This window comes from Klebsiella sp. BIGb0149, from assembly GCF_004362605.1.
In the GTDB taxonomy this organism is placed as follows: domain Bacteria; phylum Pseudomonadota; class Gammaproteobacteria; order Enterobacterales; family Enterobacteriaceae; genus Klebsiella; species Klebsiella terrigena.
On record NZ_SNYG01000005.1, the window covers coordinates 169,471 to 189,101 of the forward strand.

The window sequence follows — 19,631 nt, forward strand, 5'->3', positions numbered from 1 at the left end:
ATAATTCAGGCTGCAGGAAGGCTAGCGCATTCGCAGCCTGAATGATGACGAGAAAAATACGAAGGACACACCATGCCTCTGTTACACCTGCTACGACAAAATCCGGTCATCGCGGCCGTCAAAGATAACGCCAGCCTGCAGTTAGCCATCGATTCCGAGTGCCAGTTTATTTCCGTGCTGTACGGCAATATCTGCACCATCAGCAACATCGTAAAGAAAATCAAAAACGCCGGGAAATACGCATTTATTCATGTCGACCTGCTGGAGGGGGCGTCGAATAAAGAGGTGGTGATTCAGTTTTTGAAGCTGGTGACCGAAGCGGACGGCATCATCAGTACCAAAGCGCCGATGCTGAAAGCGGCCAGGGCGGAAGGCTTTTTCTGCATTCATCGCCTGTTTATCGTCGACTCCATTTCCTTTCACAATATCGACAAGCAGGTGGCGCAGTCCAACCCGGACTGTATTGAAATCCTGCCGGGCTGTATGCCAAAAGTGCTGGGATGGGTGACGGAGAAGATTCACCAGCCGCTGATTGCCGGCGGTCTGGTCTGCGACGAAGAGGATGCGCGTAATGCGATGAAAGCCGGCGTGGCGGCCCTTTCAACCACCAACACCGGCGTCTGGAAATTAGCGAAGCAGCTTAATTAATCGTGCGCGCTGGCTGCCAGTGCTTCAAGCACCGGTAGCCAGTCATCCACGATGCCGACGTCCGCTTGAGAAAATACCGGCGCGCTGGCGTCATGATTAATCGCCACGATAAACCGGCTGTCGCGCACTCCCGCCATCAGCGCCGCCGCGCCCGATGCGCCCGCCACAATGCAGATATCCGGGGCCAGCAGATGGCCGGATATCCCCACCAGGCGATCGGCGTCATGACCGCCGTTCATCACCCGCCCGCGGCTGTAGCCCGCTTCCGCGCCAAGGTTTTGCGCAAGCGCCGCGATGCTTCCCGCATCGGCCTCCTCTCCGCCCTGCCCGACAACCAGCACCCGCTCCGCCGTGGCTAAAGGGTGCGCGCCCGCGCGCTCTACGCGCTCAATCTCCGTCAGCCACTCGGGCTGCGCCGCGGAGACGATACGGCGCTCCGGCAGGCCGCAAGGGAAATCCCCGTCCGCCTTCCCCCCGGGCTGGCGCGCCAGGGAGAGGCACAGCGGCCGGGTGCTCACCTCCAGCGTGGCCGTCAGCGCGTTGCCCCAATGAGGCTTCGTCACCCAGCCTTCCGCCGCGTTCAGCGATTGCACCTGGCACACGCTGCATCCCCGCAGGCGCCAGGCCAGCCGCGTGGCCAGCTCATCGGCCAGCGCGCCCGCCGGGAACAGCACTATATCCACCGGCGTCTGCCGCCACTGAGCGACCAGCGCATCCAGAAGCTGCCCGGCAACCTCCGCCCCGGCGTCTGGCGTCCAGCGCTCGAGATCCGCCGCAGCAAGATCGTTTGCCGCAAGCCACCCGCCTATCGCGGTGCTGTCGCCGGCCGCCATCACTATCGCCATCTTCATGGCCGCATCCTCTGGCATAAATAGTTCTCCCACAGCGTCCTGGCTTTCTCCTGCGCCGTCGCGCCTTCAACGATAACGGCCGCGCGCCGCGGAGCCGGGCGCATCAGGCGCAGGCACTGAACGTCAGGCGTCGCCTCAGCGGTCGCCGCCTGGCGCACGATGTCCGCCTTTGCCGCCGCCAGGCGCTGGCGCATGCCGGGTACCGGGAGCGCCACTTCGCCGCACTGCCTGACGGCAATCACCGCCGGTAGCCGCACCCGGCAGCGGCGGATGCCGGCGTCCGTGCGCTGCTCGACAACGACAAAAGGCGGTTCGAGCGTAAAGCGTTCAACCTGGGTGAAACAGGGCCAGCCGAGCATTTCCGCCAGCAGAAACGGCGTCTGGCCATTTTGCCCCTCGCTGCTCTGACAGCCGGTCACGATCAGCTCCCCGCCGCGGCTGCGCTGCCAGCCGGCAATCTGTCCGGCGATAAACGAGGGCGCAAAGCGCAGATCCGCTGCCGTCTCCAGCAGCACCCGCTGATCAAAGCCCAGCGCGGCAAAGTAGCGCAGCCAGTGCAGCGCGCGCTCGTCGCCAATGCTTAATGCGCTCAGGGTCATCCCGCAGCCCGCATTGCGCTGAGCCAGCAGCAGCGCGGCGGCGGCCTGCTCATCGGCGCCGATGGCGCTGCGCAATAGTGAAACATCCGGCCCGGGGGTATCCAGCGCGGCGGCCTGCCAGTCCTTTTCCGCCAGCATGCCGGCGTCCGGCTCCGGCTTAAACGCCAACAGAACGTTCATTCGCTCCTCCTTGTCTTTTATCGCCGCTTCCGGCAGCGGCCAGCGGCAGCGCTTTGGTTTCCGGGGCCCACAGCCAGGTCACCACAAAGCCGATCAGCAGTACGCCGGCCAATAGCAAAAGGGTAACCGTCATCCCCCACTGCGCCAGGGTCCAGGGCAGCAGGCCGGTGCTGATGGCGGCGCCAAGCCGGCTCATGGCGGTTGCGAAGCCAACGCCCAGCGAGCGGATATCCGTAGGAAAGCTTTCCGCCGGTAAAATCCCCACCAGGTTGCTGACCGCCGAAATCGTGGTGCTGAATAAGATAAAAAGCAGCAGCGTCCAGTGGCTGCCCGCCGGCAGACAGGCCATAACGATTAGCGTCGCCGCCAGCAGCAGAAAGCTGCCGAGCAGAAAATGACGGTGGGCCAGCAGATGGGTTAATACCAGGCCCAGCAGCGCGCCAACGATCAGCAGCGCATTCAGCAGCAGGCTGGCGGTGAGCGCATCTTCAAGACCGATGGTTTCCGCGATGGTGGGCAGCCAGGTATAGATAACGAACCACGGGATCACCAGGCAGACGAAGAAGATGCTATTAAACGCCGTTCGCCGCCAGTAGCGCGGTGAAAATAGCGTTCCGATGCGTTTATTGCTTGCCGCCACCACCTCATCGCCGAGCAGCACGTGCGGGCCGAAACAGCGGCGCACCACGGCATGGGCCTCGGCGAAGCGGCCCTGGCGCAACAGCCAGCGCGGAGACTCCGGCGTCCCCCAGCGCAGCAGCGTGATGAGCAGGGCCGGCAGCGCGGACGAGGCCAGCAGCCAGCGCCAGGCCTCCGGGTTTTCGCTAATAAAATGGTGCCCGGCGAGGCTTGCCAGAACGTAACCGATGGTCCACACCACGCTAAACGCGCCGAGCAGAATGCCTCTATGTCGGCGCGGCGCGAATTCGGCGAGCAGCGTATGGCCCACGGAGTAATCCCCGCCCAGGCCAATGCCTATGAGGATCCGCAGGCCAATGAGCTGTTCAGGCGTGGTGGCAAAAAACTGTAGAAAAGAGGCGACGGTAATCAGGACAAAGCTGAGGTTGAAAATCTTCTGCCGGCCAATATGATCCGAGACCCATCCGAGGATCAGGCTGCCGATAAACAGGCCAAGCAGCGCCGCCCCGCCGATCATCCCGGCCATAAAAGGCGTCAGGCGCATGGCGGGAGTCAGCTGGATAATGGCGTAACCGATGACGCCGAGGACGTAGCCGTCAACCAGATGCGCGCCGAAGGTTAGTGCGGCAATACGGCAGTGAAAGCCGTTAAGCGGCAGATCGTCCATTCGCACCGGTGAAGCGTTCATTTCTCCCCCTTCATGGTCCGGCAAAAACGGCTTCCCGGTTGAGAAGCCGTGTATAGTCCTCATACTTCAAGCCGCCTGCTGCGTTTGCTTTCCCCCGTCACATCGCAATCGTTGCTCCAGGGGATGGGCGCTTTAAGGACCCGCAGGCGAGCCGAATTATTTTGGCTATCGCTATTATTTTTCAATCGGGTAAATCGTCCCGGTATTCATGATACCGTTTGGATCAAACTGCTTCTTCAGCCCTTCCAGCAGCGGCCACGCGCTGCCGTGCTCCAGCTTGCTCCAGTGAACGCGGTGTTTACCAATCCCGTGGTGATGCACCATCGAGCCGCCGAGGCGAATGGTCTCTTCGCAAATGATCTTGTTGAGCGGGTTGTGGTACTTATCAATCTCCTCCTCCGGCTTGCAGTCCACCACGTTGTAGTCGTAGACGAAGTACATGTTGGTGCCGTTCATATAGCTATGAGAAGAGTGGCCGCCCAGCATGGTGATGTCGTCGGCGTGCGGGAACTCGGTGCGGATGCGGTTGAGAACGCTTTCGTAGATCTCATTGATGCAGCTCCAGCAGCCCGATACCTCGGTGGTAAAGCCCATGTTGCCGGTTTTGAGGATCTGCACGCGTTCGGCGGCCACCTTTTCCGGGCCCCAGTTGAGGTGGTTAAACCAGGTTTCAATCAGCTTGCTGTCTACGCGCCGGCACTGCGGATAGCGCGCAACGACCTGCGCAATCCCTTCGCCGGTGGCTTTCGCTATCAGCGGATTGCCTTCGGCCATAAAGATCAGCACGCATTTGCCATCGGCAAAATGGGTAAAGTGCTGGGTGCCATCCTCGGCATCGTACAGGCGGGCGATCGACGGACGATAGCCTTCCACCATGACCTCGCGCAGGATGCTGAAGCCCACCTTCATATCGTCCAGCACGTAGCCGTAGAACAGGTTATTTTCCGGCGTGAACCTGAAGATTTTCACCGTCACTTCAGTGATATAGCACAGCGCACCTTCGTTACCGATGATGATATGGCGAATATCCGGCCCGGCGGCGCGGCGCGGAACGTTTTTGATGCGGGTGACGGTGCCGTCGGGCAGCACGGCCTCCAGCCCGACCACCATATCTTCGATCGCCCCGTAGAGCGTGGAAAACTGGCCGATGCTGCGGGTTGCCACCAGACCCCCCATCTGCGCCAGCGGCTTGGACTGCGGCGAGTGCCCGGTGGTGTAGCCTTTTGCCCGCAGCGCGTTTTCGAGAATTTCCAGCGGCACGCCGCACTGCGCGGTTGCCTGCATATTTTCGATATCAATGTTCAGGATTTGGTTCATCCCGGCGCCGTCCAGCACCACGGAATTTTCCACGACGGTTTCGAGGCCGCCTTCGGTCGCCGAGGCGCCGGTACGCGGAACCCCGTTGATCTTATGCTGGTTCATAAAGGACAGCACGCTTGAAACCTGTTCGGTGGAGCCTAGCTTGACGACCGCGGCGGGCAGCGGCAGCGTAAAGACGCCGTGGATATCGGCATATTTACGAAAGCGGTCAATACTGTTGCGCTTTAAAACGGTTTCATCGGTGATCACGCGATCGGAACCGACGATTTCTTTTAACTGGTCAACAATCGCTTCACGGGATAAAGACATAGTAATACCTTCCTGATAATTAATTCGGAATAGACGCGGCATCACGCAAGCTGCTTCTTTATTAACGGCCGGCATAAACCCCAATGACATCGGGTGCGATGTTTACGGGGAATTGTTTTATTTCAGCCTCGATGCATATTGAGTAATATTACGTAAGACAATAAATAAAAATACAGAAACCACCGATTGAAAATTAACGCACCAGATAACCGCCATCGACCACCAGCAGATGGCCGTTAACATAATTGGATGCCTGACTGGCTAAAAATACGGCTGCTCCCATGAGATCCTGAGTATCACCCCAGCGGTTTGCCGGAATATGGTCCAGCACGCGCTGATTGGTTTCCGGATTGCTGCGGGTAGCCAGCGTAATATCGGTAGCATAATAGCCAGGGGCGATGCCGTTGACCTGAATATTATACTGACCTAGCTCGTCGCAATAGGCTTTAGTGAAACCGGCAAGCGCGTGCTTAGTTGCCGAATAAGCCGGTGACCACTGGCCGCCGAGGTAAGAAAATAACGAGCAGATATTAATAATTTTGCCGCTGTTTTGCGGGATCATAATTTTTGCCGCTTCGTGGCTGAGCTCGAACGGCGCCGTCAGGTTAACATCGATCATCGGATCCCAGTCCGCCCGCCCGAAGTCCAGCACCTTATTGAGCTTACAAATCCCGGCATTGTTGACCAGGATATCGACCGTGCCAAAGCGTTCACAGCAGGCGGCAATGATCCGCTGCGGCGCGCCTTTGGCGGTAATATCCACCTGCATAAACTCAACTTCAACGCCCTGTTTTTCAATGATTTCTTTTGTCTCTCCGTTGTCCTTGACGACGCTTGGGATAAACAGATTCGCGCCGGCTTTCGCCAGCGCCATAGCAAAGGCCTGACCCAGCCCGCTATTGCCGCCGGTGACAATTGCCGTTTTACCTTTCAGAGAGAAGAAATCCATTGAGAACGCGTTAAGAGATTCGATTGACATAGTTGACTCCAAATTCCTTTAGGCAAAAAAAAAGAAAGGTAACTTCCCCCACGAGAGGGAAGCTACCTTTCTCATTGTCTCTGGTAACTGAGCTAAATTTTTAGCACAGCGTCCGGACACCTAATGTGATCGCAATCACAGATAAATATTTCACGCATAAATTATGCGTAAAACTACGAAGCGTGATTATTCTCACACTAAAGCCCACGCCGGCATGTTATTCCTAATCGCAATTACTAGAGACCAGAGAAAAGTAATCCACCTGCAAAGGCGGTTTACTTTTCTCTTTTTTTCGTCTATTCAAAATGAGATCACGATATGCAACAGAATTCATATCGCCGTTGGATAACGCTTGCCATTATTAGCTTTAGCGGCGGAGTCAGCTTTGACCTTGCCTATTTACGCTATATCTATCAAATCCCAATGGCAAAATTCATGGGATTTAGCAATACCGAAATCGGCTTAATTATGAGCACCTTTGGTATTACCGCCATTATTCTCTATGCTCCCAGTGGGGTTATTGCCGATAAATTATCGCATCGCAAAATGATTACTTCAGCGATGATCGTGACCGGCCTGCTCGGTTTAATAATGGCAACCTATCCACCGCTGTGGGCCATGCTTTGTATTCAGGTCGCCTTTGCCATCACCACCATTCTGATGCTGTGGTCCGTTTCAATTAAAGCTGCCTCGCTGCTCGGCGATCATAACGAGCAGGGGAAAATCATGGGCTGGATGGAGGGGCTGCGCGGCGTTGGCGTTATGTCGCTGGCGGTATTTACCATGTGGGCATTTTCCCGCTTCGCGCCCGACGATAGCAACAGCCTGAAGGTCGTTATCCTGATTTACAGCGTGGTTTACATCCTGCTGGGGATATTGTGCTGGTTCTTTGTCAGCGACGCGCCCCAGCGCGGCGGCGAGGCGCAGGAAGAGAAAAAAGCGTTTCAGCTAAGCGATATCCTCGCGGTCCTGCGCATCAGCACCACCTGGTACTGCAGCATGGTCATCTTTGGCGTCTTTACCATCTACGCCATCCTCAGCTACTCCACCAACTACCTGACGGAAATGTACGGTATGTCGCTGGTAGCCGCGAGCTATATGGGGATCGTCATCAACAAAATCTTCCGCGCGATTTGCGGCCCGCTGGGCGGCATTATTACCACCTACAGCAGAGTCAAATCCCCGACCCGCGTCATTCAGCTGCTGTCGGTCGTGGGGGTTCTGGCGCTGGTCGCCCTGCTGGCGACCAATTCAAATCCGCAGTCCGTCGCAATGGGGATCGGCCTGATTCTGCTGCTGGGCTTCACCTGCTACGCTTCGCGCGGGCTCTATTGGGCCTGCCCCGGCGAAGCGAGGACCCCGGGCTATATTATGGGAACAACCGTCGGTATCTGCTCGGTCATCGGCTTCCTGCCCGACGTTTTTGTCTATCCGATCGTCGGCCACTGGCAGGACACTCTCCCCGCCGCAGACGCCTACCGCAATATGTGGCTGATGGGCCTGGCCGCGCTGTGTATGGTGATCCTCTTTACCTTTTTGCTGTTTCGAAAAATACGCCGCACCGACGCCGCGACAGCGCGCGAGGCATCGCTTGCCGCAGAGACTGCCGGCGAGTGAGGGTGAAAATTAAAGGAGAATAATAATGTCGAAGAAATACATCATTGGAATCGATGGCGGGAGCCAGAGTACCAAGGTCGTGATGTACGACCTGCAGGGAAACGTGGTGTGCGAGGGAAAGGGCCTGCTGCAGCCCATGCACACCCCGGACGCCGATACGGCGGAGCATCCTGATGATGATTTGTGGACCTCGCTTTGCCTCGCCGGGAAGGATCTGATGAGCCGGTTCGCGGGCCAGAAAGAAGATATTGTCGGCATCGGTCTGGGCTCCATCCGCTGCTGCCGCGCGCTCCTTAAAGCCGACGGTACGCCCGCGGAACCGCTGATTAGCTGGCAGGACGCCCGCGTCACCCGGCCTTATGAGCACACCAATCCCGACGTGGCCTGGGTCACCTCATTTTCCGGCTATCTATCGCACCGCTTAACCGGCGAGTTTAAGGACAATATCGCCAACTACTTTGGTCAGTGGCCGGTGGATTATAAAACCTGGGGGTGGAGCGACAACGACGAGGTCGTTAAGCAGTTTAATATTCCGCGCCGGATGCTATTCGACGTGCAGATGCCCGGCACGATTCTGGGTCATCTCACCGGCCAGGCGGCCCGCGCAACCGGCTTCCCGGCGGGATTGCCCGTTATCTGCACCACCAGCGATAAGCCGGTTGAGGCGCTCGGCGCAGGGCTGCTGGATGATGAAACGGCGGTTATCTCATTGGGCACCTATATCGCCCTGATGATGAACGGTAAAGCGCTGCCGAAAGATCCCGTCGCCTACTGGCCGATTATGTCCTCCATTCCCGAGACGCTGCTCTATGAGGGGTACGGTATTCGCAAAGGAATGTGGACGGTGAGCTGGCTGCGGGACATGCTGGGCGAATCTTTGATTAAGGACGCCGGGGCCCAGGGCCTGTCGCCGGAAGATCTGTTAAATAAAAAGGCTGCAGCGGTGCCGCCGGGCTGCAACGGTTTAATGACCGTACTGGACTGGTTAACGAACCCCTGGGAGCCCTATAAGCGCGGGATCATGATCGGTTTTGATTCCGGCATGGATTACGCGTGGATTTATCGCTCCATTCTGGAGAGCATTGCGCTGACGTTGAAAAATAACTACGACAATATGTGCAATGAAATGAATCACTTCGCTAAATATATCATCATTACCGGCGGGGGTTCGAACAGCGACCTCTTTATGCAGATCTTCGCCGATGTATTTAACCTGCCGGCCAGACGCAACGCGATTAACGGCTGTGCAAGCCTCGGGGCGGCAATCAACGCCGCGGTTGGATTGGGTTTGTACCCCTCCTACGCGGCAGCGGTAGCAAATATGGTGCGGGTAAAAGATACCTTTATGCCGATAGAGAAGAATGCCAGCCGGTATGAGGCATTAAATAAGGGGATCTTCAGGGAGTTAACCACGTATACGGATACGATTTTGAAAAAGTCGTATGCGGTCACCCACGGTAGCCTGGAAAACGTTGACGCGATTCAAAGCTGGTCGAACGCGTAACGGACGCGCCGGGTAGTACGTAGCTACCCGGCGATTGATCAGGCAATATTCAGATACTTGTGCGTTTGCATCGACAGCCGCCAGTTGCGGGCGATGCAGGTCTCGATGCAGAGACGCGTCGCATCCTCTTTCTGGCTGATAGGCTGCAGAGCGATAATCCGCGGCTTGTCGTCGGTCAGCGTGTCCAGCAGTTCATCCAGCGCTTCGATATCGCGCACGCGACCCACCGGATGCTTGATTTCATCCGCGCGCAGCAGCGCCTGCGACAGCACGTCGTAACCGCCACGCATGTTGACCTTAGGGGAAACCGTCACCCAGGCCCGCGGGCTGCAGCGCACCTCATGGGTACCGCTGGTTTCAATCTGGCAGCTGAAGCCGTTATGCTCAAGCAGGGTCGTCAGCGGGGTGAGATCGTGGATGCAGGGCTCACCGCCGGTGATCACCACGTGACGGGCGGTCCACCCCTGACGGCCAATGATCGCCAGCAGATCTTCGCCGCTGGCCGGGCCCCATTTGTCGCTCTCTTTGGTTTTCGCCAGAATGCTAAACAGCGACACTTCCCGATCGGCAAGTTTGTCCCAGGTATGTTTGGTATCGCACCAGGCGCAACCAACCGGGCATCCCTGCAGGCGAATAAAAATGGCGGGCACGCCGGTAAAGTAACCCTCGCCTTGCAAGGTCTGGAACATCTCGTTAATCGGGTACTGCATAATCATCTCTGTTTAGGTTCTAAACGATCATTATCGCAGATTTGCACGCCCAGGTCTTGTCCTCAGCTGCGATGGCGCGCGCTTCCCTCCCCTCGGCCCGCAGGCCAGACATCGGAGGGTCAAACCGCGGCTATTGTTCCTCTTCACGCCGCCAGTTTATAAATCTATCCGCCGCCCGGTAATAATTCATTTTATTTTTTAGATCCCCGTCTTTGATGTAACAAAAAATTTTAATTATGACATTAATGAAAAATATAAAAACCTGAATAATAAATAAAATAACAAACAAAATCAGTAATATACAAACTGATACATGAAAGATCGAATCTTTATAAATAGCCTGATGTCGAATCCAATCCGCGCCCGTTCATAACCTTAATACCGTCTTAAGGATTGGCCTAAATGGCCCATTTGCCATTTACCCACCGTTTAGTTTAGCCCGCCTAGAATCCACTTCACTAACCATGATGAGACTGTATTCATGAAGACATTATTAATAACAGGCGTTACCGGATTTCTGGGTGGAGCAGTTTTAGAGAATATCCTCAATCAAAAAAATGGGGTTAATCTGCTGCTTTTAGTTCGTGCCAATAATGGTGAAGCAGCGCTTGCCCGGGTTAAAGACAATCTGCGTAAATTCAATATCGCCGAGGAGGCGCTGGCGACGCTGAGCGCCCGGCACATCCTGCTGGGCGATTTGGCGAATCCTGAGGAATTCCTTGCCGATCCGCGCCTCGATGGCGTCACCCACGTGCTCAACTGCGCCGCCGTCGCCTCGTTCGGCAACAATCCGCTGATCTGGAAAGTCAACGTTGAGGGGACGCTCCGCTTTGCCCAACGCATGGCCGAGGTCTCCGGGCTACAGCGCTTCCTGCACGTTGGCACGGCAATGTCGTGCTCGCCGGAACCTGATTCTCTGGTTGCGGAAAGCGCCGAATTCCGCGAGCGCGCCGAACATCTTGTCGAGTACACGCATTCTAAATCGACCATCGAGCGGCTGATGCAGCAGGCGTGCCCGACGCTGCCGCTGACTATCGCCCGCCCTTCTATCGTCGTCGGCCATACCCATCACGGCTGCCAGCCCTCCAGCAGCATCTTCTGGGTATTCAGCATGGGCCTGATGCTGCAAAAGTTCATGTGTTCGATGGAGGACAGAATTGACGTTATTCCCGTTGATTACTGTGCCGACGCGCTGCTGATGCTGCTCGACAGCCCGCTGGCTCGTGGAGAAGTGGTGCATATCTCGGCAGGGGAAGAAAATAGCGTCAGGTTTGCCGAGATTGACAGCGCGATGGCCTCAGCGCTGGAGCGTCTGCCGGTTGGCGATAGCTATGCCCAGGTGAGCTACGAAACGCTGGTTAAGATGCGCCGTGAGCTAAAAGATATCTTTGGTCCGTGCAATGAGCGCCTGATGCTCAAAGCCATGCGCCTGTACGGCGCGTTCGCCACGCTTAACGTCCGCTTCAGTAACGATAAGCTGCTGAGTATGGGGATGCCTAAACCGCCGCGCTTTACCGATTACATTGACCGCTGCGTGCAAACGACCCGCGGGCTTTCTATTCCGCAGCAGATGGCCGTCGACTTTAAATAATCGCCGGTCTGCGGACAAAAAAAATGCCAGTCCGCAGACTGGCATTTTTATATCAGATAAAGACCGGCTTATGCCTGACCTTTGATCTCTTTACGACCGTTGTACGGTGCTTTTTCGCCCAGAGCTTCTTCGATACGAATCAGCTGGTTGTATTTAGCAACGCGGTCAGAACGGCTCATAGAACCGGTTTTGATCTGGCCTGCAGCGGTACCAACAGCCAGGTCAGCGATGGTAGCGTCTTCAGTTTCGCCTGAACGGTGAGAGATAACGGCAGTGTAGCCAGCGTCTTTCGCCATTTTGATCGCAGCCAGAGTTTCGGTCAGAGAACCGATCTGGTTGAATTTGATCAGGATGGAGTTAACGATGCCTTTGTCGATACCTTCTTTCAGGATCTTGGTGTTGGTTACGAACAGATCGTCACCAACCAGCTGGATTTTGTCGCCCAGAACTTTAGTCTGGTATGCAAAGCCGTCCCAGTCAGATTCGTCCAGACCGTCTTCGATAGAGACGATCGGGTACTGTTTGGTCAGGTCTTCCAGGAAGTGAGTGAACTCTTCAGAGGTGAACGCTTTGTTGCCTTCGCCGGCCAGAACGTATTTACCGTCTTTGTAGAATTCAGAAGCCGCGCAGTCCATCGCCAGAGTGATGTCGGTGCCCAGCTCGTAGCCAGCAGCTTTAACCGCTTCAGCGATAACTGCCAGAGCTTCAGCGTTAGAGCCCAGGTTCGGCGCGTAGCCGCCTTCGTCACCCACTGCAGTGTTCATGCCTTTAGCTTTCAGAACTTTAGCCAGGTTATGGAACACTTCAGAACCCATACGTACGGCTTCTTTCAGGGATTTAGCGCCAACCGGCTGAATCATAAATTCCTGGATGTCGACGTTGTTGTCCGCGTGCTCGCCGCCGTTGATGATGTTCATCATCGGAACCGGCATGGAGTATTTGCCCGGAGTACCGTTCAGCTCAGCAATGTGTTCGAACAGCGGCTGACCTTTAGCAGCTGCTGCTGCCTTGGCGTTCGCCAGGGACACGGCCAGGATTGCGTTCGCACCGAAGTTAGATTTGTTTTCAGTACCGTCCAGATCGATCATGATCTTGTCGATGCCAGCCTGGTCTTTGGCGTCTTTGCCAAGGATTGCCTGAGCGATCGGGCCGTTAACCGCGCCAACAGCTTTCAGTACGCCTTTGCCCATGAAACGGGATTTGTCGCCATCGCGCAGTTCCAGCGCTTCGCGGGAACCAGTAGAAGCACCTGACGGAGCTGCTGCCATACCAACGAAACCACCTTCCAGGTGTACTTCGGCTTCAACAGTCGGGTTACCACGGGAGTCGATGATTTCACGACCGATGACTTTAACGATTTTGGACATTAGATTTTCCTCAGTACAAGTTAAACTAAAACTCCAGACAAACAATGCACCCGGATGGGTGCATTGCCGTTCTAACTCTTTTACTTCGCCTGACGCTTCTGGTACTCGCTTGCCGCTTTCACAAAACCAGCGAACAGCGGATGACCATCACGCGGCGTAGAAGTAAACTCCGGGTGGAACTGGCAGGCAACAAACCACGGATGGTTCGGCACCTCGATGATCTCGACCAACTGATCGTCCCCGGAACGGCCCGCAACGCGCAGGCCCGCATTTTCAATAGGTTTCAACAACATGTTGTTGACTTCATAACGGTGACGATGGCGCTCGGTGATTGTCGGCTCGCCGTACAGCTGGCGTACCAGGCTATCTTCGTCCAGCTGGCACTGCTGCGCGCCCAGGCGCATGGTGCCACCGAGATCGCTTCTCTCGGTACGAACTTCGACGTTGCCTTCTTCATCACGCCATTCGGTAATCAGCGCCACAACCGGGAACTTACAGTCTGGCACAAATTCCGTGGAGTTGGCGTTCTCCATCCCCGCTACGTTGCGCGCGAACTCAATCAGCGCAACCTGCATACCCAGGCAGATACCCAGATATGGAATATTGTTTTCACGCGCAAAGCGCGCGGTGGCAATCTTACCTTCAACGCCGCGGTAGCCGAAGCCGCCCGGGATCAGGATAGCATCTAAATTCTTCAGAATTTCGACGCCGCGCGTTTCCACATCCTGCGAATCAATCAGCTTGATGTTAACGGTCACGCGATTTTTCAGACCGCCGTGTTTCAGCGCTTCAATCACCGATTTGTAGGCATCCGGCAGCTCAATGTACTTACCGACCATACCGATGGTGACTTCGCCTGCCGGGTTAGCTTCTTCGTAGATAACCTGTTCCCATTCGGCCAGGTTTGCTTCCGGACAGTTCAAGCTGAATCGTTTACAAATATAATCGTCCAGGCCCTGAGATTTCAACAGGCCCGGAATTTTATAAATGGAATCGACATCTTTCAGAGAAATAACGGCCTTTTCCGGGACGTTACAGAACAATGCAATTTTAGCACGTTCGTTCGCCGGGACCGCCCGATCGGAGCGGCAGATCAGAATATCTGGCTGAATACCGATAGAAAGCAGCTCTTTTACGGAGTGCTGAGTCGGTTTGGTTTTGACTTCACCGGCTGCTGCCATGTACGGCACCAGGGTCAAATGCATAAACAGGGTATGCTCGCGGCCAATTTCTACCGCCATCTGACGGATAGCTTCGAGGAACGGCAGGGATTCGATATCACCGACGGTACCGCCGATTTCAACCAGCACCACGTCGTGACCTTCGCCACCGGCAAGCACGCGCTCTTTAATCGCATTCGTAATGTGCGGAATAACCTGTACGGTTGCGCCCAGGTAATCACCACGGCGCTCTTTGCGCAGGACGTCGGAGTAAATACGACCCGTAGTGAAGTTATTGCGGCGGCTCATTTTGGTGCGGATGAAACGCTCGTAATGGCCCAGGTCCAGGTCGGTTTCAGCGCCGTCTTCAGTAACGAACACTTCCCCGTGTTGGATAGGACTCATGGTACCCGGATCGACGTTGATGTACGGATCCAGTTTCATCATGGTCACGTTAAGCCCACGGGCCTCGAGAATAGCTGCGAGGGATGCTGCGGCAATGCCTTTACCCAGAGAGGATACGACCCCGCCGGTCACAAAAATATAGTTCGTTGTCATGCTGAACCTGAGAAGTTAGGGTGAAACGATGGAATAACCAGGACGGGAAAGTAGTATACCCGAACACGACGAGCGCCACAAACTTTCATTACTCCGTCTCCTTTCCAGGTCATGACAAACATAGGGAGTGAGAAAATAGCCCCTTTTGGGTAAATGTTTTTGACGCAAATCAAGCGCTTGTCATTTAAAAAATCACACAAATAGCGCTTGATCACGAAAACTCGTTAGAGATCAGTTTCCTGCCGCTTTACCTCTTGCCACACTTCTTCCATGGTATCGAGGTCCACGCCGGTCATCTCCAGCCCGCGCGCGCTCACAATGCGCTCAACTTCGCGGAAGCGACGCTCAAATTTCAGGTTGGCTTTTTGCAGCGCAACCTCAGCTTTGACGCCTAAATGACGGGATAAATTGACCGTCGCAAACAGCAGGTCGCCGACTTCCTCCTCCAGTTTAGCTTCATCTACCACCGCCTGCTGCACTTCGTGCATCACCTCATCGATCTCCTCGTGCACCTTGTCCAGCACCGGGCCGAGCGAGGTCCAGTCAAAGCCCACTCCCGAGCAGCGCTTCTGTATTTTATGCGCGCGCATCAGCGCCGGCAGGCTGTGCGGAATATCATCCAGCGCGGAGTGTTGGGATTTTTCCGCCCGCTCGGCGCTTTTTATCTCTTCCCAGCGCGCCAGCACTTCGCTGCTGGTACCGGCGCTGGCATCGCCGAAGATATGCGGATGGCGGCGCTCCAGCTTGTCGCTGATAGCCGCGCAAACGTCGTCAAAGGCAAAGCGCCCCTCTTCCTGCGCCATCTGGGCGTAGAACACCACCTGGAACAGCAGGTCTCCCAGCTCGCCGCGCAGATCGTCAAAATCTTCGCGGGCGATAGCGTCCAGCACTTCGTAGGTTTCTTCGAGGGTATAGGGGGCAATGGTGGCAAAGGTCTGCTCTTTGTCCCACGGGCAGCCGGTTTCCGGGTCGCGCAGGCGTTGCATAATGCCGAGCAGGCGGTCGATTTGAGTCATGGTGATTCCTTGCAAAATTACGCGTATTTCCCCTCACCCACCCCGTTTAGTCAGAGAGCCGCAGCCCGATGCCGGCAGCGCCGGGGCCGAGCCAGAGGCAACCTCTCCCTGCCGGGAGAGGCTGGTGATGAAAGGGAGAGAAATTAGCCGCCGTGCAGACGGCGGGCATCAATAACGTCCGGCACCTGATTCAGCTTGCCGAGCACGCGGCCCAGCACCTGCAGGTTATAGATTTCGATATTCATATCGATGGTGGCCAGCTGCTGTTTGGTATCGCTGCGGCTGGCAACGCCCAGCACGTTGACCTTCTCGTTGGCGAGGATGGTGGTGATATCGCGCAGCAGCCCGCTACGATCGTTGGCGACCACCCGCACCACCAGCGAGTAGCCCGCCGAATAGCTCTCTCCCCAGACCGCATCAACGATCCGCTCCGGCGCGTGCGACTGCAGCTCCGCCAGCTGATCGCAGTCCGCCCGGTGCACCGAGATCCCGCGCCCCTGGGTGATAAAGCCGACGATCTCATCGCCGGGGATCGGCTGACAGCAGCGCGCGATGTGGTGCATCAGGTTGCCGACGCCTTCCACAACTACCCGACCGTTGTCTTTGCTGCGATTCTGCGGCGCCCAGCTCTTCTGCTGCAGCTGCTTCAGCGCCGCCGCATCCTGCTCGGCAGCGCTCGGCTTATTGAACTGCGCCTGCAGGAAGTTGACCATCTGGTTAAGGCGAATATCGCCGCCGCCGATGGCCGCCAGCAGCTCATCCAGCTCGTTGAAGTTGTAGCGCGGCAGCAGATGCTTTTCTGCGTCCTTGAGGGTGATGCCGAGATGCTCAAGCTCATCGTCAAGGATCTGCCGCCCGGCGATAATGTTTTTGTCGCGATCCTGCTTGCGGAACCAGGCGTGAATTTTCGAGCGCCCGCGGCTGGTGGTAACGTAGCCGAGGTTCGGATTCAGCCAGTCGCGGCTTGGATTGGGCTGCTTCTGGGTAATGATTTCAATCTGATCGCCCATCTGCAGCTGATAGGTAAACGGCACAATGCGTCCGCTGATTTTCGCCCCGATGCAGCGATGGCCGACGTCGCTGTGGATGTGGTAGGCGAAATCGAGCGGCGTCGAGCCGGCGGGTAAATCGACGACGTCGCCTTTTGGCGTAAAGACGTAAACCCGGTCGTCAAAGACCTGGCTACGCACTTCATCCAGCATTTCGCCAGAATCCGCCATCTCTTCCTGCCAGGCGATCAGCTTACGCAGCCAGGCGATACGATCTTCGTAACCGCGGCCGCCGCCCACCGCCGCGCCAGCGCCCTCTTTGTACTTCCAGTGTGCGGCGACGCCCAGCTCGGCATCCTCATGCATCTGGCGAGTACGAATTTGAATTTCTACCGTTTTGCCGCCGGGACCGAGCACCACGGTATGAATAGACTGGTAGCCGTTCGGTTTTGGGTTAGCGACGTAGTCATCGAACTCATCCGGCAGATGACGATAGTGGGTGTGGACTATCCCCAACGCGGCGTAGCAGTCCTGCAGGCGCTCGGCGACAATGCGCACCGCCCGCACGTCAAACAGCTCATCAAAGGTGAGATGTTTTTTCTGCATTTTGCGCCAGATGCTGTAGATATGCTTCGGCCGGCCGTACACTTCGGCCTTAACGCCTTCCGTTTTCATTTCTGAGCGCAGGTGGCCGACGAATTCGTCAATGTAGTGTTCGCGGTCGATTCGCCGCTCGTGCAGCAGCTTCGCGATGCGCTTATATTCGTCCGGATGCAGATAGCGGAAGCAGTAATCCTCCAGCTCCCACTTCAGCTGGCCGATACCTAAGCGGTTGGCCAGCGGGGCGTAGATATTGGTGCACTCTTTTGCCGCCAGCACACGCTCATCTTCAGGCTCGTCTTTGACTTCCCGCAGGTGGGCGATACGTTCGGCGAGCTTGATGACCACGCAGCGGAAATCGTCGACCATCGCCAGCAGCATGCGGCGAATGTTGTCCACCTGTTCTGAGGAGACGGAGTCGGTATGGGTGGCCTTGAGCTGGCGGATGGCCGCCATATCGCGTACGCCGTGGATCAGGGTCACCACCGATTTACCGACGCTCTCCTGCATCACCTCTTCGCTGACGACCTCACCGTCCGCCAGCGGGAACAGCATCGCCGCCCGCAGCGTATCGATGTCCATGCTCAATGTGGAGAGGATTTCTACCATCTCCACGCCGCGCCATAGCAGGATATCCGCACGCGGATGCCCCTGCGTTTGCTCGCGACAATAGTCCCAGGTTTCGGCTAAGCGTTCACACGATTGCTGGCTGGAAATTCCCAGACTCGCGATCCATTTATTCGGGTCAAATTCACCAGCTTTATTTAGATGTGCACTTCTTACCGCAACCATTGTCCTCTCCTTAAGGGACCTGGCCTGCCGAAGTCGGCAAGCCTCAACTTTTACACGTCATCCTGCAAATCGTGTCGCGTCGGCGCCTGTCGCTCACCTCAGTTTCTGGGCTAAGCGGGCCGCTGAGGATTTACTCTACTGCCGCCTCGATGCGATTCGTATGATTTTGTGCAAGCTTGTGCTCAAACAGCACCATTGATTCCAGATGCCCGGTATGCGGGAACATATCCAGCATCGCCAGGCGTTGGATTTCATACCCCGCCGCTAAAAGCAGTTCGCTATCGCGCGCCAGCGTCGCCGGGTTGCAGGAGACATAGACTACGCGCTGCGGGGCCAGTTTTATAATATGCTGCATCACGCCCGCCGCGCCGGCTCTTGCCGGGTCGAGCAGGATTTTATCAAAGCCGCGCTTCGCCCAGGCCTGGCGCGTGACGTCCTCTTCCAGATTCTCATGGAAGAATGTGACGTTATGCAGATGGTTAAGCGCGGCGTTCTCGCGCCCCTTTTCCACCAGAGCGGGTACGCCCTCAACGCCCACAACCTGCGCGGCGCGCTGCGCCAGCGGTAGGGTAAAATTGCCCATTCCGCAGAACAGATCCAGCACCCGGTCCTGCGGCTGAATATCCAGCCACTCGAGGGCCGTGCGCACCATCAGCTGATTAACGCCATCGTTAACCTGAATAAAGTCGCGCGGACTGAACACTAAGCGTAGTCCGTCTGACGTATACCATGGCGCTTCGCCGCTAATATGTTCAAGTATCTCGCTTTGCGGCGCGAGGTACAGGGAAAGACCGTGAGATTGCGAAAATCGTTCCAGTTTTTCTTTATCGCCGGCGGGCAGCGCTGCGGTGTGACGCAATACCATCAGCGGCCCGTTATCGGCCTGCACCAGCTCAACGTGGCCCAGCTGGCGCACGGATTTCAGGCTGCTCAGACATTCGCGTACCGCCGGCAGCAACGCCTCAAGAGTGGGCACCAAAACGGGGCACTGCACCACTTCGACAACGTCGCTGGAGCTGGCCTGGCGAAAGCCCATGCGTAATTGTTGGGTCTTTGGCTGATAATTCAAGCTCAGGCGCGCGCGTCGACGATAGCCCCACGGCGAAGCGGCTATAATCTCATCGACATCGCGTTTCATCAGGCGACCGAGCGCGGCGCGTTTGCTTTGCTGCTGCAGCTCAACGCTGGCATGCTGCTGCTGGCAGCCGCCGCAGACGCCAAAATGCGGGCAGCGCGGCGTCTGGCGCTGCGGGCTGTCGTTGAGGCGGCGTTTTACCGTGGCGTGCGCGTACTGTTTTTTCTCGTCAACCAGCACGACCTCGGCCTGCTCCTGCGGCAGCAGGCCGCGAACAAACAGCGCTTTTCCCTGGTGACGCGCAACGCCCTGACCAAAGGGATCGAGGTCATTGACTGTAACGGTTATGATCTGGCGCGTCGTCACACGCCGTTTTGCAGAGTAGAATTGCGCCATCGTAGAGATTTGTCTCAATCAAATATACTGACTCTTATTCTCC

Annotated in this window: 15 protein-coding genes; 4 read left to right on the forward strand and 11 right to left on the reverse strand. The window is 56.5% G+C overall.

Annotated elements, in window-relative coordinates:
• Nucleotides 1–72 precede the first annotated feature (72 nt).
• Complete coding sequence (locus EDF75_RS18145) at nt 73–648, forward strand: glycerol-3-phosphate responsive antiterminator (RefSeq protein WP_041146964.1); 576 nt, start codon at nt 73–75, stop codon at nt 646–648.
• Here EDF75_RS18145 and EDF75_RS18150 read toward each other — a convergent pair.
• The 5 genes from EDF75_RS18150 to EDF75_RS18170 form a co-directional block, all read right to left on the reverse strand.
• Nucleotides 645–1,499, reverse strand: coding sequence for an electron transfer flavoprotein subunit alpha/FixB family protein (locus tag EDF75_RS18150; RefSeq protein WP_133600400.1), 855 nt, complete (start codon nt 1,497–1,499; stop codon nt 645–647). The two genes, EDF75_RS18145 and EDF75_RS18150, sit on opposite strands and share 4 nt — an antisense overlap.
• Nucleotides 1,496–2,278 (reverse strand): adenine nucleotide alpha hydrolase family protein, encoded by a 783-nt coding sequence (locus EDF75_RS18155; RefSeq protein WP_133600401.1) that lies wholly within the window; start codon nt 2,276–2,278, stop codon nt 1,496–1,498. The genes EDF75_RS18150 and EDF75_RS18155 overlap by 4 nt, the downstream gene beginning before the upstream one ends.
• Nucleotides 2,256–3,668, reverse strand: a complete 1,413-nt coding sequence (locus EDF75_RS18160) for an MFS transporter (protein ID WP_133600402.1) — start codon at nt 3,666–3,668, stop codon at nt 2,256–2,258. The genes EDF75_RS18155 and EDF75_RS18160 overlap by 23 nt, the downstream gene beginning before the upstream one ends.
• A gap of 111 nt (nt 3,669–3,779) precedes the next feature.
• A complete protein-coding gene (locus tag EDF75_RS18165) occupies nt 3,780–5,234 on the reverse strand; it encodes an FAD-binding oxidoreductase (RefSeq protein WP_133600403.1) in 1,455 nt (484 codons plus the stop codon).
• A 193-nt stretch (nt 5,235–5,427) separates the two neighbouring features.
• Nucleotides 5,428–6,213 carry an SDR family oxidoreductase gene (locus tag EDF75_RS18170; protein ID WP_115192015.1) on the reverse strand — a complete coding sequence of 262 codons (786 nt, stop codon included), beginning with the start codon at nt 6,211–6,213 and terminating at the stop codon, nt 5,428–5,430.
• Nucleotides 6,214–6,531: 318 nt separating this feature from the next.
• Here EDF75_RS18170 and EDF75_RS18175 point away from each other — a divergent pair, with 318 nt between their 5' ends.
• Together EDF75_RS18175 and EDF75_RS18180 are read left to right on the forward strand one after the other, a co-directional pair.
• Nucleotides 6,532–7,830: an MFS transporter gene (locus tag EDF75_RS18175; RefSeq protein ID WP_133600404.1), complete on the forward strand. Its 1,299-nt coding sequence runs from the start codon at nt 6,532–6,534 to the stop codon at nt 7,828–7,830.
• Nucleotides 7,831–7,855: 25 nt separating this feature from the next.
• Nucleotides 7,856–9,334, forward strand: a complete 1,479-nt coding sequence (locus tag EDF75_RS18180) for an FGGY-family carbohydrate kinase (RefSeq protein WP_133600405.1) — start codon at nt 7,856–7,858, stop codon at nt 9,332–9,334.
• Between the two features lie 38 nt (nt 9,335–9,372).
• Here the strand turns inward: EDF75_RS18180 and queE are convergent, their stop codons facing one another.
• A complete protein-coding gene (queE, locus tag EDF75_RS18185) occupies nt 9,373–10,044 on the reverse strand; it encodes a 7-carboxy-7-deazaguanine synthase QueE (protein WP_133600406.1) in 672 nt (223 codons plus the stop codon).
• A 481-nt stretch (nt 10,045–10,525) separates the two neighbouring features.
• On the opposite strand from queE, the gene EDF75_RS18190 reads away from it, so the two are divergent.
• Complete coding sequence (locus EDF75_RS18190) at nt 10,526–11,635, forward strand: SDR family oxidoreductase (protein WP_133600407.1); 1,110 nt, start codon at nt 10,526–10,528, stop codon at nt 11,633–11,635.
• Between the two features lie 68 nt (nt 11,636–11,703).
• Here EDF75_RS18190 and eno read toward each other — a convergent pair whose 3' ends face one another.
• The 5 genes from eno to rlmD all read right to left on the reverse strand — a co-directional run bounded on the left by eno (nt 11,704) and on the right by rlmD (nt 19,588).
• A complete protein-coding gene (gene eno, locus EDF75_RS18195) occupies nt 11,704–13,002 on the reverse strand; it encodes a phosphopyruvate hydratase (protein WP_041146973.1) in 1,299 nt (432 codons plus the stop codon).
• Nucleotides 13,003–13,082: 80 nt separating this feature from the next.
• A complete protein-coding gene (pyrG, locus tag EDF75_RS18200; RefSeq protein WP_041146974.1) occupies nt 13,083–14,720 on the reverse strand; it encodes a glutamine hydrolyzing CTP synthase in 1,638 nt (545 codons plus the stop codon).
• 224 nt (nt 14,721–14,944) lie between these two features.
• Entirely contained in the window at nt 14,945–15,736 is a 792-nt protein-coding gene (gene mazG / locus EDF75_RS18205) for a nucleoside triphosphate pyrophosphohydrolase (protein WP_045857532.1), read from the reverse strand.
• 143 nt (nt 15,737–15,879) lie between these two features.
• The gene (relA, locus tag EDF75_RS18210) at nt 15,880–18,117 is read right to left on the reverse strand and encodes a GTP diphosphokinase (RefSeq protein WP_133600408.1); all 2,238 of its coding nucleotides are present in this window, start codon (nt 18,115–18,117) and stop codon (nt 15,880–15,882) included.
• 130 nt (nt 18,118–18,247) lie between these two features.
• On the reverse strand, nt 18,248–19,588 hold the full coding sequence (rlmD, locus tag EDF75_RS18215; RefSeq protein ID WP_133600409.1) for a 23S rRNA (uracil(1939)-C(5))-methyltransferase RlmD: 1,341 nt from the start codon (nt 19,586–19,588) through the stop codon (nt 18,248–18,250).
• Nucleotides 19,589–19,631: the final 43 nt, after the last annotated feature.

Excerpts from the sequence above, each read along its gene's own strand:
- EDF75_RS18145 (WP_041146964.1), top strand. The coding sequence starts at position 73 with ATGCCTCTGTTACACCTGCTACGACAAAATCCGGTCATCGCGGCCGTC.
- EDF75_RS18150 (WP_133600400.1), bottom strand. The coding sequence starts at position 1,499 with ATGAAGATGGCGATAGTGATGGCGGCCGGCGACAGCACCGCGATAGGC.
- EDF75_RS18155 (WP_133600401.1), bottom strand. The coding sequence starts at position 2,278 with ATGAACGTTCTGTTGGCGTTTAAGCCGGAGCCGGACGCCGGCATGCTG.
- EDF75_RS18160 (WP_133600402.1), bottom strand. The coding sequence starts at position 3,668 with ATGAGGACTATACACGGCTTCTCAACCGGGAAGCCGTTTTTGCCGGAC.
- EDF75_RS18165 (WP_133600403.1), bottom strand. The coding sequence starts at position 5,234 with ATGTCTTTATCCCGTGAAGCGATTGTTGACCAGTTAAAAGAAATCGTC.
- EDF75_RS18170 (WP_115192015.1), bottom strand. The coding sequence starts at position 6,213 with ATGTCAATCGAATCTCTTAACGCGTTCTCAATGGATTTCTTCTCTCTG.
- EDF75_RS18175 (WP_133600404.1), top strand. The coding sequence starts at position 6,532 with ATGCAACAGAATTCATATCGCCGTTGGATAACGCTTGCCATTATTAGC.
- EDF75_RS18180 (WP_133600405.1), top strand. The coding sequence starts at position 7,856 with ATGTCGAAGAAATACATCATTGGAATCGATGGCGGGAGCCAGAGTACC.
- queE (WP_133600406.1), bottom strand. The coding sequence starts at position 10,044 with ATGCAGTACCCGATTAACGAGATGTTCCAGACCTTGCAAGGCGAGGGT.
- EDF75_RS18190 (WP_133600407.1), top strand. The coding sequence starts at position 10,526 with ATGAAGACATTATTAATAACAGGCGTTACCGGATTTCTGGGTGGAGCA.
- eno (WP_041146973.1), bottom strand. The coding sequence starts at position 13,002 with ATGTCCAAAATCGTTAAAGTCATCGGTCGTGAAATCATCGACTCCCGT.
- pyrG (WP_041146974.1), bottom strand. The coding sequence starts at position 14,720 with ATGACAACGAACTATATTTTTGTGACCGGCGGGGTCGTATCCTCTCTG.
- mazG (WP_045857532.1), bottom strand. The coding sequence starts at position 15,736 with ATGACTCAAATCGACCGCCTGCTCGGCATTATGCAACGCCTGCGCGAC.
- relA (WP_133600408.1), bottom strand. The coding sequence starts at position 18,117 with ATGGTTGCGGTAAGAAGTGCACATCTAAATAAAGCTGGTGAATTTGAC.
- rlmD (WP_133600409.1), bottom strand. The coding sequence starts at position 19,588 with ATGGCGCAATTCTACTCTGCAAAACGGCGTGTGACGACGCGCCAGATC.